The organism is Methylocaldum sp. RMAD-M (assembly GCF_017832375.1).
In the GTDB taxonomy this organism is placed as follows: domain Bacteria; phylum Pseudomonadota; class Gammaproteobacteria; order Methylococcales; family Methylococcaceae; genus Methylocaldum.
The window spans coordinates 16,302-32,921 of record NZ_JAFIBZ010000042.1; the positions used below are offsets into that span (position 1 = coordinate 16,302).

General features: G+C 61.1%; 6 protein-coding genes. All 6 read left to right on the top strand.

The window, feature by feature from the left end; translation table 11 throughout:
- Nucleotides 1-11 precede the first annotated feature (11 nt).
- The 6 genes from JOD69_RS22810 (at nucleotide 12) to JOD69_RS22835 (ending at nucleotide 16,125) form a co-directional block, all read left to right on the top strand.
- Complete coding sequence (locus JOD69_RS22810; protein WP_086133255.1) at nucleotides 12-10,316, top strand: filamentous haemagglutinin family protein; 10,305 nt, start codon at nucleotides 12-14, stop codon at nucleotides 10,314-10,316.
- A 143-nt stretch (nucleotides 10,317-10,459) separates the two neighbouring features.
- Nucleotides 10,460-12,274, top strand: coding sequence for a DUF2341 domain-containing protein (locus tag JOD69_RS22815; RefSeq protein ID WP_086133254.1), 1,815 nt, complete (start codon nucleotides 10,460-10,462; stop codon nucleotides 12,272-12,274).
- Nucleotides 12,275-12,277: 3 nt separating this feature from the next.
- The gene (locus JOD69_RS22820; protein WP_077730071.1) at nucleotides 12,278-12,682 is read left to right on the top strand and encodes a biopolymer transporter ExbD; all 405 of its coding nucleotides are present in this window, start codon (nucleotides 12,278-12,280) and stop codon (nucleotides 12,680-12,682) included.
- Nucleotides 12,683-12,703: 21 nt separating this feature from the next.
- On the top strand, nucleotides 12,704-13,366 hold the full coding sequence (locus JOD69_RS22825) for an energy transducer TonB (RefSeq protein ID WP_086133253.1): 663 nt from the start codon (nucleotides 12,704-12,706) through the stop codon (nucleotides 13,364-13,366).
- A 35-nt stretch (nucleotides 13,367-13,401) separates the two neighbouring features.
- Nucleotides 13,402-15,117, top strand: a complete 1,716-nt coding sequence (locus tag JOD69_RS22830) for a putative porin (RefSeq protein WP_086133252.1) — start codon at nucleotides 13,402-13,404, stop codon at nucleotides 15,115-15,117.
- Between the two features lie 261 nt (nucleotides 15,118-15,378).
- Nucleotides 15,379-16,125: a hypothetical protein gene (locus JOD69_RS22835; RefSeq protein WP_086133251.1), complete on the top strand. Its 747-nt coding sequence runs from the start codon at nucleotides 15,379-15,381 to the stop codon at nucleotides 16,123-16,125.
- Nucleotides 16,126-16,620 lie beyond the last annotated feature (495 nt).

The following is a 16,620-nucleotide window of genomic DNA, read 5'->3' on the forward strand; positions in this document are numbered from 1 at the left end:
AGGTTGCAGCAATGGCGAAAAAAGCAAACGTTACGAGACTGGGCAGCACGGCGCGTCCGCGCTTGAAGCCGCTGGCAGCGAGCATTCGCGTCCTGGTGGCGGGGGGTGCCGTGTGGAGTGCGTGGCCGGCGCGGGCAGAGCTTCCGGTGGCGGCGGACGTATGGGCGTCCATGGGCAATGCGACGCGCCAGGTTATCGGAAACACACTGACCATCAACCAGCAGACCGATCGCACGGTATTGAACTGGAAGAGCTTCAATATCAGCGAGGACAGTGCCGTGCGCTTCAACCAGCCGGCATCCACCTCGATCGCCCTCAACCGGATTTATCAAAACGATCCCAGCCGGATTCTCGGCGAATTGACGGCCAACGGACAGATCTACCTGGTCAACCAGAACGGTTTCGTGTTCGGCCGGAATTCTCAGGTCAACGCCAATACCCTGGTCGCGACCACGCTAAACATTACGGACGAGGTGCTGGAGCGAGGCATCACCAAGGTCGTCGATCAGAACGGCAGTGCCGCGCTGACCGGCAATGGCCAGGTTTATCGGCTCAACGAGCAGGGGCAGCCGGAAAAAATCAAGGTCGAGATCGAATCCGGCGCACAGATCAAAACCAATTCGCCCAACGGCCGCATCCTGATATTCGCGCCGTCGATTGAAAACCGCGGCTCGGTTCAGGCGGACGACGGGCAGGTCATCATGGCCGCGGCGACGGACAAGGTCTATCTGCAGGAAGACAAAAGCAAGTCCAGCACCGGGCATCTTCTGGTGGAGGTCAATACCGGCGGTGATGTCAGGAATCTCGGTCAAATCGTCGCCAAACGCGGCAATATCACCCTGATGGGTTTCGCGGTGAACCAGGAGGGACTGGTTTCCGCAAGCACCTCGGTGAAGGTGAACGGCACGGTGCGCCTGCTGGCGAGGGAGAAGGGCGGACAGCCGGTCCGCCTCGATTCGACCGGCTATGTGCTCGAGGCCAATCGTACCGGACGTCCGAACGCTTTGAACGACGGTCTGGGCACCGTCGCCAAGGTGACGCTCGGCCCGAATAGCCTTACCGAGGTGACCCTCGATTCCCAGGACGGAACGGCGAAGGATTCGGCCAAACAACCACAGTCGCGCGTGGAGATCATGGGAAGACAGGTACGGCTCAGGGAGAACGCCCGAATCGTCGCGCCGCACGGCGAAGTCGATATCGCCGCGACGTCAAAGCCCGCCAACTCGGAGCGTGCGGAAGGCGAGTCCTACGCCGATACGTTCACGGGGGAGCCTGACCCGGTCGCCGATGCCCACGTGATCATGGAGTCGGGGAGTTCCATCGACGTCTCCGGGGTTAAGCATGTGCCTCTTCCGATGGAAAGCAATCTGGTGGATGTTGAGCTGCGCTCCGATCAGTTGCGCGATGCTCCCCTGTTGAAAGACAGCATCCTGTTCGGCAAGACCGTGCGGGTGGACGCGCGTAAAGGCACGCCGATAGCCGATATTTCCGGCGCTCTGGCGTTGATCGAGCGCGGCGTCGACGAACGCAGTACGGAGGGCGGCGAGGTCAACATCTATTCCGCGGGCGATGTCGTGGTTGCGCCGGGTGCGCGGATCGACGTTTCCGGCGGCTCGGTTCAGTACCAGGACGGCTACCTGTCGACGACGCACCTGATCCAGAACGAGCGATTGGTGGAGATCAGCGATGCGAATCCGAATATCCGGCCGACACGGATTTTCGGTACGGTGGAAAAGGTTTACACGCGGTGGGGCGTTAAAAAGGTCTGGGATATCCCGGGCCCTTTCCTGCCGGGCCGCTTCGAGCCCGGCTATGTCGACGGCCGAGCGGCCGGCGCGCTCAATATCGGCGCCAACCGACTGTTTTTCGGGGGCGAATTGCTGGCCCGAACGGAGGAAGGGCGTTACCAGCGGCGTATCGACGAGCGTCCGGACGGCGGCCGGCTTTTCATCGACCTGGCTCGCTTCGTCAATAGTCCTCAGAAGATTCTCTTCCAGAACCAAAATCTGCCAGGCGTGCTGGCCTCCATCGCGGGCCTGATCGAAGATGCCGGCGACGCGAGCGATGCCGGCTCCGAAGAGCAGTCGACAGTCGTTTCGACCGACATGCTAGAAGCCGGAGGCGTTCGCCACGTTTCGGTCCAGACCACCAATGCCATCGAAATACCGGAGACCTCTGCCGTCAATCTGCCGGACGGGGGGACGCTGGCGCTGAAGGGCGGCCAGGTGGACCTTTCCGGCAAGATCGATATCGCCGGAGGTACGGTTGACGTTTCCAGCGTGGTCTTGAGTCAATCGGCCAAGTTGCAGGGCGATATCCGATTGGCCGATGGGGCCGAGATCGACGTCAGTGGACGCTGGGTCAACGATCTTCCCCTGGATCGCTCCGCCGCCTTCGCCACCGGCGCCGTTACGGTGGACGGTGGCACCGTGAAGATAAAATCGGCGGGAGACCTTACGCTGGCTCGGGGCAGTGCCATCCTCGCGGATGGCGGAGCCTGGATGGACCGGGACGGAAACACGGTTTCCGGAAAGGGCGGCGAAATCAGTTTGGAAACCGGTAGCACGGAAAGGAGGTTCGGGACCAACCTGAATCTGGGCGACGAGCAAGGGCGTCCTACGCTGCGGGCTTTTGGGCTTGACAAGGGTGGGGTCTTGAGTTTGACGGCCAACGAAGCGGTGATTGCGGCAAGCGTCCCGCTTCGCTCGCCATTGAATCCCTTGCGTCCTCTGTGGCTGCGACCAGCGTTTTTCCGCGACGGCGGTTTCGGACTCTATGAAATCCGCTCCAACGAGCACGGGATAACCGTCGCGGACGGTACCGAAATTGACTTGATCGGGAAAAGCTTGCTGCTGAAGGACGACTTCGCCAACCGGTCTTCGGCACGCCGCCTCGTCTCGGGGGGCGTGGCTATCGAGGAGATCCTGCTGGATTTCCAGCGCCGCCCGACGGACCTGACTCTGGCTTTGGCTCAGTCGCTGGGTAGGCCGGGTCGGTCCGGCGCCTCGGTAACCGTCGGCCACGGCGCCCGCATCGTCGCCGATCCGGGCGCGGAAATCCGGCTGTCCTCGGACAGCAGCGTGTTTCTCGACGGTAGCATCATCGCGCCCGGCGGGCACGTTTCCCTCGTTTCCACCGTGCCCGATGATCCCGAGCGTTCGGCGTTTCTGCCGAACGCGGGCGCGTTTCTGGGGGCGGATTCGAGTATCTCGGTCGGGGGGAAGATACTTTACGCGCCGAACCGCTTGGGCTGGCGCGAAGGCAGACTGATTGCCGGCGGCACGGTCGATCTGCGGGCCGAACGCGGCTTCGTGGTGGCGCAAAAGGGGTCGGTAGTGGACGTGACCGGAGGAAACGGCGTTTTCGACCTGCCCCAGACCGGGGCATCGGGGCTCGGGTTCACGCTGGAGGAAACTCCGGTGGCGACTCATTCGGGTTCCATCAGCGTAATCGCTTCGGAAGGTTTCGTCGTCGACGGCACATTGAAGGCCGCGCCGACCGGCGCAGGGGCCGCCGGCGGGATTTTGTCGCTGACGCTGGATACGGCGTTGCGGAACGAGGAGCGTCCCGATGCTGAAATCGTCGGCGGTGGACAGAGGCTTTATCCAAGTGATCCTCGCGTGATCGAAATCCGCGCAGGCACTGCCTCGGCGCTGCCTTCCGGTTGGAAGCCAGGCGACGATGTACCCGCGGAAATGTGGAGCGAAGGACGGATCGCTGCCGATACCATCAAACAGGGCGGGTTCGCCAACATCGAGTTGCGGGTCAGTACGTTGCTGAATAAGAGCCCGATTCCAAAAGACGAAATTCGTTTCAAGGGGGATGTCACCCTCGCGGCGCAGCGGGAAATCGTTCTGGATGCTCCGGTATTGAGCTGGGCGCCGCAAACCGCCGCGGATCGGGCCGACGTGAACCTGTCGGCGCCGTATCTCGCGCTGGGTTTTTCTTTTTCCGGTGATCCTCTTTGGGAAAAGCTAGCCGAGCCCAGTTCCGGCCCGGCCACGTTCAACGCTTCCGGCTCCCTGATCGATCTCGTTGGCGGCACGGTCACCAAAGGGTTCCGAGATATCAATCTGAGCAGCAACGGCGATATCCGGCTTCGGGCGGTTCGTCGAGAGCGTGAAATCACGGATCAGGATACCGGGGAGAAACTTCGGATCAGGGATTTCCATGGTGAATTCAATACGGCCGCGAACGTTACGCTGGAGGCGGCGCAAATCTATCCCACCACGGCCAGCACCTTCCGCCTGGCAATCGAAGGAAATCCGGAGGGGACTTTGACGACCCTGCGGCGCGGCGAACCGTCGCCGGTCCTTTCCGCGGGAGGGAAGGTCATTCTGGACGTGCCGAATTTCGTTCATCGCGGCGCGCTGAAAGCGCCGTTCGGTGGCATTGAGGTGAACTCCGCCAATGGAATCATCCTGGGTAACGGCAGCCTGTTATCGGTTTCCGGCGAAGGTTTGACGGTCCCCTTCGGTCGCCTGCAGGGCGGGCAGAACTGGCTTTACCCATGGGGAGGCGACTTCAAGCTCGTGTTCGACGACGCGCCGCCGGACAAGGTCATCACGCTGGATGGACGAACGGTCGAAATTGCGGCTGGCTCCGTAGTCGATGTGTCCGGGGGCGGCGATCTTTATGCGTTCGAATTCGTCCCCGGTCCGGGAGGCTCGTCGGATTACCTGGATCCGCTCGACCCCAGGGTGTTGAGCGGGGAAATCGACTATCAGGAGAAGTTCGCCATCCTGCCGGGATTGACCGGCCGCTACGCGCCCTACGACCACAACGAATTCCCGGCATCGGGACTGAAGGCAGGAGACAATATTTATCTGGCCGGCTACGGCGACTTGCCGGAAGGCGAATACACCCTGCTCCCGGCTCACTATGCCTTGCTGCCGGGCGCCTATCTGGTCACGGCGGAACCCGGCACTTCGGGTATCTCGCTGGGAGAAGTGCGCCGCCGCGACGATGGCGTAGCGATCGTCGCGGGATACCGCGGCGTCGCCGGCACGGGTATCAGGGACGCCGTGTGGAGCGGTTTTGCTATTGAACCCGGCGCTGCCGCTCGGCTGCGCTCGGAATACAACGAAACTCTGGCCTCGGACTTCTATCGGACGCGTGCCGCAACCCGGGAGACGGCGTTGCCGCTGCTGCCGGGTGATGCGGGTCAACTGTCGGTGGCAGTGCAGGACCGCCTGGTTATCGAGGGCGCCCTCAAGGCGGCAGCGGACGGTGGCGGCCGTGGCGGGCGGCTTGACATCGCCGCCGATAATTTGGCCATCGTACCGCGCCGTTCCGATGGCGCGACCGGGTCGGTAGTGGAGATCGCCGCGGACGACCTGAGCCGCTTCGGCGCGGAGAGCATTCTACTCGGCGGTTTCCGCCGAGCCCAGGGGGGCGGCTTCGCGCTGGATGTGAAGGCGGGAACGGTCACGGTCGAAAACGGCGCGACGCTGCAAGTCGACGACGTGATTCTTGCCGCGAAGGAGGGTGTGACGGTCAAGTCCGGCGGCAGCGTATCGAGCACGGGCCGGTCCGAGCGCGCCGAAGCGGGCTTGAGCGTCACGGGCGACAGCGCGGTGGTTCGCGTGTCGGCCGGTCGGCAGGGAGGCATTGCGCGCGACGGCGTAGCCGGAGCGAGCGGCTTCGTAGCCTTGGAGGGGGGGGCGTTGCTGCGCGCCGAGGGATCGATGCTGATCGATGCGACCAAGAACACAGTCGGAACTTCCGACAACCGGTTGGACGGCGAACTGCAGATCGACGGCGGGTCTCTGTATCTCGGCGCCGATGCCATCAGCCTCGGGAACGCTCCAGGCGGTACCGGCGGCTTCCTGTTGTCGCAGGACCGCCTGAATGCCATGCGGCCGGAAGAGCTGATCCTGAGCAGCCGAAGCGACGTCAAGGTGTTCGGTTCGGTACTCGTGGATACCGGTGCGCTGGACGTCCGGGGCGCCGGGCTGACCGGTTTCGGCGCAGCGGGAGATCGCGCCGCGATTCGCGCCAATCGGGTTTCGTTCTCGAATCCGAACGGGTCGGTTTCGGGCGCGGTAGGGACGGGTACAGGCGTCTTGGCCCTCGAGTCGGAAACGATACGCCTGGGAACGGGCGAGTTTTCGTTTAACGGCTTTACCTCCTCGATCTGGAGCGTTTCCGGCTCCCTGGTGGGTTCCGGGCGCGGCGATTTCCATTTCGACGGAGATCTGAACATTTCCGCTCCGGTAATTTCGGCATTGAGCGGCACCAATACGCAGTTGCATGTGCCGGACCACCGTCTGATCTTTACCTCGCCGGATTCCACATCCGTTGCTTCTGAAAACGGATTTGGCGCACGCTGGCTTGCAGAGGCGGATTTCGTCGAATTCGGAGGAGGGATCGTCATGCCGGGCGGCACCTTCGAGTTGTCCGGACGTAACGGCGTCGTGCTGGATCCCACAGCACGGATCGACGTCTCGGGCGTCGCCCTGGACTTCCCTGGCGTATCCGATGCGTTCGTACCTGGAGGCAGCGTCCGCCTGTCTTCGACCGACGGTTTCGTGAGCGTCAGCGCCGGCTCCACAGTCGATTTTTCGGGCGCAGCCGGCGGCGGTGACGCCGGGAGCCTTTCCGTGAAGGCGCCACGAGGCGACGTGGCCCTCGGAGGAGTTCTTTTCGGTGAATCTGCGGCGGGCTATATGCCTGGCTCCATCGAATTGGCGGGTCTGACTTTTTCGCAAGGACTCTCCTTATCGGGCAGCTTCGGCGCGGTGGACGTTCGCGCCGGTTCGGGCGATCTCAATGTTTCCCGGATCGTCGCGAACGTGATCGAGCTTTCCGCCGATCAAGGCAGCGTCGTGTTGTCGGGCATGCTGGACGCCTCGGGACGGAAAGGCGGCCAGGTTCTTCTTGCGGCGGGCGACGATGTCCATCTTCTAAGCGGATCAGCCATTCTGGCCCGGGCGGCGGGCGCCGGCGAAAAAGGCGGTCGCGTCATTCTCAGCACCACCGATACCGACGGCGATGGCTTGGGACGGATTCGCGTGGACGATGGTTCCGTCATCGATGTCTCGGGAGCCGAGGGCGGCGAAGTGATCTTGCGTGCGCTTCAACTCGACGCCAACGGAGACGGGGCGGGGGACGAAGTCGCCGTCGATCCGGTGGCGGGCGCCATCGTGGGCGCCGCCGTGAACCAGGTTGAGGGCGTGCTGGGCCGGCAGGTCGGCGATGGCGAGATCGACAACGCGGATATTTCGGCATGGGCTGCAAGCACTGCGGCGTTCATGAGCCACGCGATCGATATCGCGGCCCGAGTCGGAGGTGGTTTCGATGTTGTGCCGGGACTGGACGTCACGAGCAGTGGCGACCTGGCCTTGAACACGATCTGGGACTTCCGGAATCCGGCCCTATGGAGTTATATGGGAACGCCCGGTTCGCTAACGATTCGTTCGGAGGGCGATTTGACCTTCGGCAAATCGCTGACCGACGGATTCGCGAAAGGACCCATTCCGGGTACCAGCAAACAGGTCAACGACCTGCTACAGTCCGGCCCATCCTGGAGTTACCGGCTCATCGCCGGCGCCGATGTTTTGGCCGCCGATTTCAACAAGGTGGTGCAAGGCGTAGGAAACTTTACGGTGGCGACCGACGCAAAAGTGCGCACCGGTACCGGGGACATCGACATCCGCGCCGGCGGGAATCTCACGCTGAACGGGGAATCGGCCGCGATCTACACCGCCGGCCGTCCGGAAGACGAAAACCGGTATGGCACGCTTCCCGCCTCGTTAGTGGCATCGAATTTTTACGGCGAATATCCGGTGGACGGCGGGGATATTTCGATCCGCGTGGAGGGCGACATCAAGGGCGCGCCCACCAAGCAGCTCTTCGACTGGCTGGTTCGTACTGGAAGCTGGCAAACCCGGGATCAATCCGAATTGGCTCGCCCGACGGCTTGGGCGTTGGCCCTGGACACCATCGGCACATCACAGTTCGTGATCCCAGCCGAAGCGCTGGGTTTCCGCCAGAATGTTGGAGCGCTAGGTGGCGGCGACGTGGACATCCGTGCAGGCGGCAGTATCTTCGATCTTTCGGTCGTGATTCCCACGACCGGCAAGCAAGTGGGCAAGCTTGAACGGGTCTCGCGTGGCCAGCCGGTTTTCAGTTCCAACGAGGTCAATATCCGGGGCGGCGGCGATTTGGCCGTGAAAGCCGGAGGCGATGTGCTGGGCGGCGTTTTCTACGTAGCAAGTGGCGAGGGCGAGATCATGGCCGGCGGACAGATTGCCGGAGGCGAGCAATATACTTCGGGGCCTCTGTTCGCCCTGGGCGATGCGAAGATCGAGGTTCAAGCGGGCGGCGACATCGAGGTAGGGTCCATCTTCAATCCCACGCTGCTGGCGGAACGCATGAGGACCGATATCGTCGACACGTTCTTTAGCACCTATTCGGAAAACAGCGGAATCACCTTATCGTCTCTGGGCGGTTCGGTGAAACTGGTCAACGACGCGGAGGTCGTCAATTCGGTCTATACGACCTACTCTCCGTTTCCCTCGCCCGTCCTCAGCGTCAGCGAGGCACGTGCCCTGACTGTTTATCCCGGTTCCTTGAGCGTTCGGGCCTGGTCGGGGGATATCGAGATCGACCGTCCGTTCGTCCTGTTCCCGCAGAAGCTCGGAACCTTCGAGTTACTGGCCGGCAAGGACATCCGTTCCGGGTTGTTGAAAGTTGGACGCGTGGATGTGGGGCAGTCGGACGCCGACCCGAATCTGTTGCCCAGCGCGGCACTGCCGACCGGCAATTATGCAACTGGCGTCCTTCCGCTGCTGGACCTCACGGGCAATGTCCACGCGCCGACCCCGATCCATAAAGACGATCCCGAGCCGGCCAGAATTGTGGCCAAGGAGGGAGACATCGTATCTTCCGAAGGTGCGCCGTTGTTCTTCCATTCGCCCAAGCCGGTCTACGTAGAAGCGGGCAGAGACATACGGGACGTCAGTTTAGTGATCCAGAACCTTCGGCCGAACGATGTCAGCGTCATCAAGGCGGCACGCGATTTCCGATTGCTGACCGACTTCATCGACCGTACCACCGGAGCACTCATTCCTCAAATCGACAACATTCTCAAGATCGCGGGACCGGGCAATCTTTATCTCTTTACCGGCCGGGATATCGATCTTGGAGCGGCAGTCGGCATCGAAACGGTAGGCAATCGCGAGAACCCGGCCCTTCCGAAGGCGGGAACGTCATTGACCCTGATGGCGGGCCTGAAGGAACAACCGAATTATTCCGGCTTCACCGAGCGCTACCTGGTGCAGTCCACGGATCACAGGCTGGAACTGAAGCACTTCATGGCCGGCAGGGGATTCGACGTATCCGGGGACGACGACTCGGTGCTTGCCGTATTCCGGGGGTTGAGTCTCGATCATCAGTTGGCTCTGCTGCTGGATATCTATTTCACCGAGTTGCGCGAATCGGGCGATGCGGCGGCCAAGGCGAAAGCCGCCGGCGAGGCCGATTGGAAACGCTTCTATGCGAGAGGCTTCGACGCGATCGAAACGCTGTTTCCGGGCGAATACCAGGGGGACATCAAGCTCTTCTTCAGCAAGATACACACGCGGGCACCGGCAGACATCCGGATGCTGACGCCGGGCGGCCTGATAAACCTTGGACTATCCGTGAAGGTGGCCGGGCAGAAATCCACCGACCAGCTTGGCGTCGTGACTCTGCAGGGCGGCGCCATCGACACGTTTGCCGACGGCGACATTCAGGTGAACCAGTCTCGCGCGGCAACCCTGAACGGAGGCGATTTGACGGGCTGGTCGTCGAACGGGGATATCGATGCCGGAGCGGGTTCGAAGGCCGATTTCGCCGCCTCCAAACCGAAATACAAGTATGACGAGAACGGAAACCGAATTCCGGACGAAGATCCGGAGATTTCCGGCAACGGCATATTTACCGACGCGCCTTCGGGGGTCGTGGGCGGTGCCATTCACCTGGCAACGCCGCGCGGCGTCATCAACGCTGGAGAGGCAGGCATACGCAGCGCGGGCGATCTGACGCTCGCCGCGAACGCGGTGATCGGCGCCGATAACATCAGCGCCGGGGGACAGGCGACCGGCGTGCCGACCGCTCCGGCGGTCGTTACCCCGGACCTCGGCGCCGCCAGCGCCGCGGCTGGCGTGAGCAAGACCGCCGAGCAGTCCACGGAAAGCATGAACGACAAGGACAAAGACAAGACTGCCCAGAACGCCGGAAACCAAAGTGTGAATCTATTGTCGGTGGACGTGCTTGGCTTCGGCAACTGCAGCGTGGGCGACGTGAGGGATGGCAAGGCGGGCTGCAGTTGATCTCCGATCTAGGGATATCGACGGGTGATTTTCCGCTCCAGGTGCCTGAATTCGGCATCCCGATCGGAGCGAAATCGTCACGTATCTGAAACATTGATGTAACACAATACATGTTTTCAAAATCAGTAATTACAAGAACTTACATGAAAGTGAGGGTCTGCGCTCTGGCCTTGGGGTTGGTGCTCGTTCCGAGCATGGTTCACGCCTGGTGGAACGACGCATGGTCGTCGCGCAAACAGATTTCGCTGGATGGCGGAGCCACCGGCGCGGATGTCCAGGAGACCTTGTCCGAGTTCCCGGTGCTGGTCCGCCTGCATACCGGGAACTTCGGCTATTTCATGGACCTGGCCGAGAACGGCAAGGATATTCGCTTCATGGCGGACGATAAGACGCCTTTGAAGTATCACGTCGAGAAGTTCGACGCCATCAACGAGATGGCCCTGGTCTGGGTCAAGGCGCCCCAATTCCGCGGCGGCGTCAGCACCGATTCGATCTGGATGTATTACGGCAACGCCGAAGCGCCGGATGGCGGCGATGCGAACGGGACTTACGACGTGCATCAGGCGCTGGTGTTCCATTTCGACGAGACTGACCCGATGCCTAAGGACGCCACCGCCTACGGCAACCATGCGGCGGATTCCAAGGCCGCGCCGGAGCCGGCGGGCTGGATCGGTGCAGCGGCCAAATTCAACGGAGCGGGCGGCATTACGGTCAATGCCAATCCAGCTCTGCAACTTTCGCCCGATAAAGGCTGGACCTTTTCCGCCTGGCTGAAGATCGATCAGGCCCAGTCGAATGCTTACGTCTTGCACGCGGCGGAAGGCGAGAACGCGCTGGAGCTATCGGTTCGGGACACCGGCCTGGTCGCGAAATATGCGAACAACGGCCAAGGGGGCGAGACGCCTCCCGCGCCGTTGCAACTCGGCAAGTGGCAGCACATCGCCGTGGTTCTGCGGACGGACAAGCTGGAACTGTACCTGGACGGCAACAAGGCGGGCGAGTCGCCGGCTTCGGCGGGGCCGATGAATCCGCTGGTGACCTTGGGCGCCGGCGCCGCAGGCGATAGCCTCATCGGCTTTCTGGACGAAGTTCAGATTGCCAACACGGCGCGTACCGCCGACTGGATCAAGCTCTTGGCACGCAGCCAAAGCGCCGATTTCAACGTTCTCGGCTTCGGCCAGGACGAATCCAAGCAAGGGGCGGGCGGTCCCAATTATTTCGTCATTATCCTGCAAAGTCTGACCGTCGACGGCTGGGTGGTGATCGCCCTGTGCGGCGTCATGTTCGTGATCAGCGCCCTGGTGATGGTCACCAAGGGGCTGGCTATCTCCAGGGCCAATAAGGACAACCGCGCCTTCCTCGACCAATACCGGAACATGGACGCTTCCGCCGATCCCGGAGCGCTGGATCAGGAAGAAACCGAGGAAGAAAAGGAACTGAGCGAATCGGAGTTCCTCGCCGCGGTGGTGGGCAAGCACGATCATTTTCAGAGTTCTCCCGTTTATCACGTTTACCACGCCGGGGTTCAGGAGCTCAAAAAGCGCTTCGGCACCTTGGCCAACCAGCCCTTGACCGACGAGGCGCTCAACGTGCTGCGGGCGCGGCTCGACGCGGCGGTGGTGCGCGAGGGGCAAAAACTCAACCGCAATATGGTATTGCTCACCATCGCCATCTCCGGCGGTCCGTTTCTGGGCCTGTTGGGCACCGTGCTCGGGGTGATGATCACCTTCGCCGTGATCGCCGCCACAGGCGATGTCAACATCAACTCCATCGCGCCCGGTATCTCCGGCGCGCTGCTCGCCACCGTGGCTGGTCTCGCCGTCGCCATCCCGGCCCTGTTCGGCTACAACTATCTGCTCACCCAAATCAAGGACCTCACCGCGGAGATGCGGGTGTTCACCGACGAGTTCCTGGCCATGGTGTCGGAACGCCTGGCCGAGCGTCACCGCGGGGGATAAGCCATGAAAGTCGAATCCGAAGAGAAGGTCTACGACGACATCAACATCACGCCCATGCTGGACGTGGCCTATGTGCTGCTGCTGATCTTCATCATCATGACCACCGCCACGGTGCAAGGCATCACCGTCAACCTGCCCAAGGCCAGCGCCACGCCCGCTCTGTCCAAGCCGAAGACCAAGGCGATTTCGATTACCCAGGACGGCACCATTTATCTGGACACCTATCCGGTCAGCCTCCAGGAGCTCGAAACCCGTCTGTCGCAGTACAAGGCGGCCACGCCGGACCTTCCGGTGGTGCTCAAGGCCGATGCCGCCATCCAGTATGAAAAGGTCATCGACGTGCTGGACGTGGTCACGCGCCTGCAGATCAGCCAGCTCGGTCTGGTGACGCAGAAGCTGGTGAAGTAAGGCTCCTCTTCGTCGCCCGCCATGAGCAAGAAAACTTGGCTTCGCTATCTGCCGCTCGGGATCGGCGGGGTTCTGATCGTCCTGATCGCGGTGGCGGTTTTTTTTCTGAAGGACCTTTTCGAAAAGCCGGTGCAGACCAAGAAACAGGTCCAGCAGATCACCGTGATCCAACCGCCCCCGCCACCTCCGCCGCCACCGCCCGAGGAAAAGCCGCCGGAGCCGGAGATCAAGGAGGAGAAGATCGAAGAACCGGAACCGGAGCCCGAGCCGGAACCCGAGCAGCAAGCGGATGAACCGCCTCCCGGCGAGGATCTGGGCGTCGACGCCGAGGGTGCCGCCGGGTCCGACGCTTTCGGGCTAGTTGGCAAGAAAGGCGGACGGGGGCTCATCGGGGGAGGCGGCGGCAACGCCATCATCTGGTACGGCCAGCAGTTGCAGCGCCAGATCGCGGACGAGCTCCGGGAGAAGCTGAGCCAGAGCAAGGCGCGGAACAAGAAGATTTCGGTGATCGCGAATATCTGGATCGGCGCCGACGGAAGCGTTTCCCGTGCCGAACTGGCCTCTTCCAGCGGGGACGGCGATGTGGACGAAGCCTTGCGTTCAGCCTTGGGATCACTCCGCTCCAGGCTCAAAGCTCCTCCGGAGAACATGCCGCAGCCGGTGAAGATCCGCATCCGCTCCTAAAACAGACTCAGAAATAACACGACTTGGGGAATTCCATGAAAGCAGACCGCAAGCTGCTCGCCGCGCCTTTGGCCTTGATTTTGGCGTCCACCGCGGCGGCGGGAGAAAAAGAAGAACTGCTGAAGCTCAAGAACACCACGCTCAATTTGATCGATATCCTGGTGCAGCAGGGAATCATCGACAAATCGAAAGCGGAGGACATGATCAAGCAGGCGGAAACCAAGGCTGCGGCGGAAGCCAAGGCGGAAGCCGCGAAGGAAGAGCAGATCGTTGCAAAACAGGGTAATCCGGACAAGGGCAAGCCGGGACCGGTACGGGTGACCTACGTTCCTGATTTCGTGAAGGACGAGATTCGCGCCGAGGTGAGCAAGGAACTGCGCGACGAAGTGGTAAAGGAAGTCAAGTCCCAGGCCAAGACGGAAAAATGGGGCGTGCCGGCGGCTCTGCCGGATTGGGTGAACCGGTTCAAGTTGTCGGGCGATTTTCGCGTGCGTTTCGAGGATCAGTTATTTGCGGACGACAATCAGGAAGGCAGTTATCTTAACTGGCCGGTCATCAATGAAGATGGCGGCATCACTGCTGCGGGAGAGGATGCCTTCCTGAATACCACGGTCGACCGGCAGCGTTACCGAATTCGCGTGCGCCTTGGACTGGAGGCGCAAATCGCCGATCACTTCAAAGCTGGCATTCGCCTGGCCACCAGCAACGATCGCAGCCCGATTTCCATCAATCAAACCTTGGGACAATACGGGAAACAGTATGAGGTTGCGCTGGATCGGGCCTTTCTTCAATACGACCACGTGGACGGAAAGGGAACGGACTGGTTTACCGTATGGGCCGGGCGTTTCGCCAATCCATGGCTTTCCACGGACAACCTGTTCGACCCGGACCTCAGTTTCGAAGGTTTCGCCGGCACGTTCCGCCTGCCTATCGGACCCAAGGCAGAGCTTGCCCAGGACTTCTTCAGGTCGGGGCCTCAGTACCGTCAAATCAATATGGGGTTTTCGACGCCTAACACGGCCTTCCTAACCTTGGGCGCCTTTCCCTTGCAGGAAATCGAATTGGAATCTCAGGACAAGTGGCTGTGGGCGGCACAAAGCGGCCTGGATTGGCTTTTCGGTACCAACACTCGGGTGAAGGCGGGCGTTGCCTATTACGACTACAAGAATATCGTGGCGCAGCCCAATGCGCTCGGTAGCCGCAGGAATGATTGGACGGCGCCGGAATTCTTCACGAAAGGCAATAGTCTGGCTCGAATCAGTAACGATCCTACCGATACAAGCGTCAACACCCGACTCGTTGGTCTGGCTTCTGACTTCAATATCATCGATGCAATGTTCGCTCTGGATTACAGCGGATTCGGCGCTAATCACGTCATGTTTACGGCCAATTATTCCGAGAATATCGGATTCGACCAGAAGGAGATTCTTCGTCGTACCGGGTCGAACATCAAGCCGAAAACCACTGCCTTTCAGGTCCGCCTGGACGTAGGCAGGCCCGAAATCTTGAGGTTCGGCGACTGGAGCACTTTCTTCGCATACAAGTATCTCGAGCGAGATTCGGTGCTGGATGCGTTCACGGACTCCAATTTCCACTTGGCCGGGACCGATGCGAAAGGATGGATGGCCGGCATGGTATATGGCTTGGCGAAAAACACTTGGGCCAATATCCGCTGGCTCTCGGCCGACGAAATCGACGGTCCTCCGTTCGGGGTCGACGTGCTGCTGGTGGACTTGAACGCGCGGTTCTAATTCCATTCGGCATTCGATAGAACATTCACCGTAGGATGGGTAGAGCGAAGCGAAATCCATCGATGGCGGGTTAGCCCCTCGGCTCCGCGTAACCCACCGACCCTTCGACTTGGCTCAGGACAGGTCCGCGGGTGCTCGGCGGGTTACGGCGCATGCGAGGCGCAGTGATTGGCGGTCGGTCAGTGCTGATGTGCGCCTAACCCACCCTACAAAACAATTCCTGATTGAAAGCGATTTGGAATAAAACATCGAGATCGAGTCATGAGCCCATTCGACATGCGTTCGCTTTTCTTGATTCGGCGGACGAAAAACGCCGTCCTTTTTCTGTTGCTGTGGTGCGCCGTGGTTGGCCCTTCGGCAGTACACGCCCAGGCGCCCAAGCAAGACAGTGCTGCGGCTCAAGCCTTGCGCAAGGCGCAGGGCATGCTGCGCCAGTTGAGCCAGGAGAAGACGGCTTTGGAAGGGGAAAAGAGCGCCTTGCTGGACCAGGTCGGAAAGCTTGAAGACAAGATCAAGCAACTCGAAGGATTGGAGAGTGTGGTCCAGCAGCAGAAGGCCAGTCTCGATAACTTGAGAGCCGGTAACGAATCGCTGCAGGGGCGCATCCATCAGGATTCCGAACGCATTCGCGGCCTCAACGAGCGTTTGCGCGCTGCGGTCGGCCAGTTGAAGAAATACCAGCAGGACAATGCGCTTCTGGTCAGTGCGGTGGCCGAGCGATCCCGATGGATTGAGGCGTGCACGGAGAAAAACCAAGGCTTGTACCAAGCAAACCGCGAATTGCTGGACAAGTATCAAGGCAAGGGATTTTGGGATGCGCTCACCGAAGGCGAACCCTTTACCCAAATCAGTTCGGTGAAGGCCGAAAACGAAGCTCAGGAGTTCCAATTCAAACTCGAAGACCTCCAGGTCACGCCTTGGCAGGAAGCCGGCGTGGCCGTTTCGGAAACAAGCCCGGCCGCAAGTGAGAATGCGCCGCCGCCCGATGAGGAGGAGGACGAAGAGTGAACGGAAACGGGCGCATACGACTCGGCCGGACGGCACGCCTGGGTTTGGCGGGCCTACCGGGATAGAGGCTCCATATAGTTCGAAAATCCCTTCCCGATCAAATGGGTGCCGACCTTCCGGCCCACCCAGGCGATGTACCAATGCCGTTAGAGCGTTTTCCATCCCGGTGTACGGATTCGTGCCAGGAGGGGAGAACGTAGGTCGGCAATCCTTTGCCGACAAAGCCCTTCGCCGAGCCGATACGTCGGCAAAGGATTGCCGACCTACAGGGTGCTACAGTCGTAGGTCGGTAACCCTTTGCCGACGGGCTTTGTGTCGGAAATCGTCGCCTTGGTGTTCCCGAAGACACCGTTTGCGATTGGAATGCCGGGGTCCAGACGCTATGGATGGCAGAGGCCTATCACGTCCTTGTGCACTGGATTCATGCCGCACAGTCCCTGTGCGGCACCCTACGGGCGCTTCGCGTGCAAATCGGCCTCGCCACGCTACGCCGTC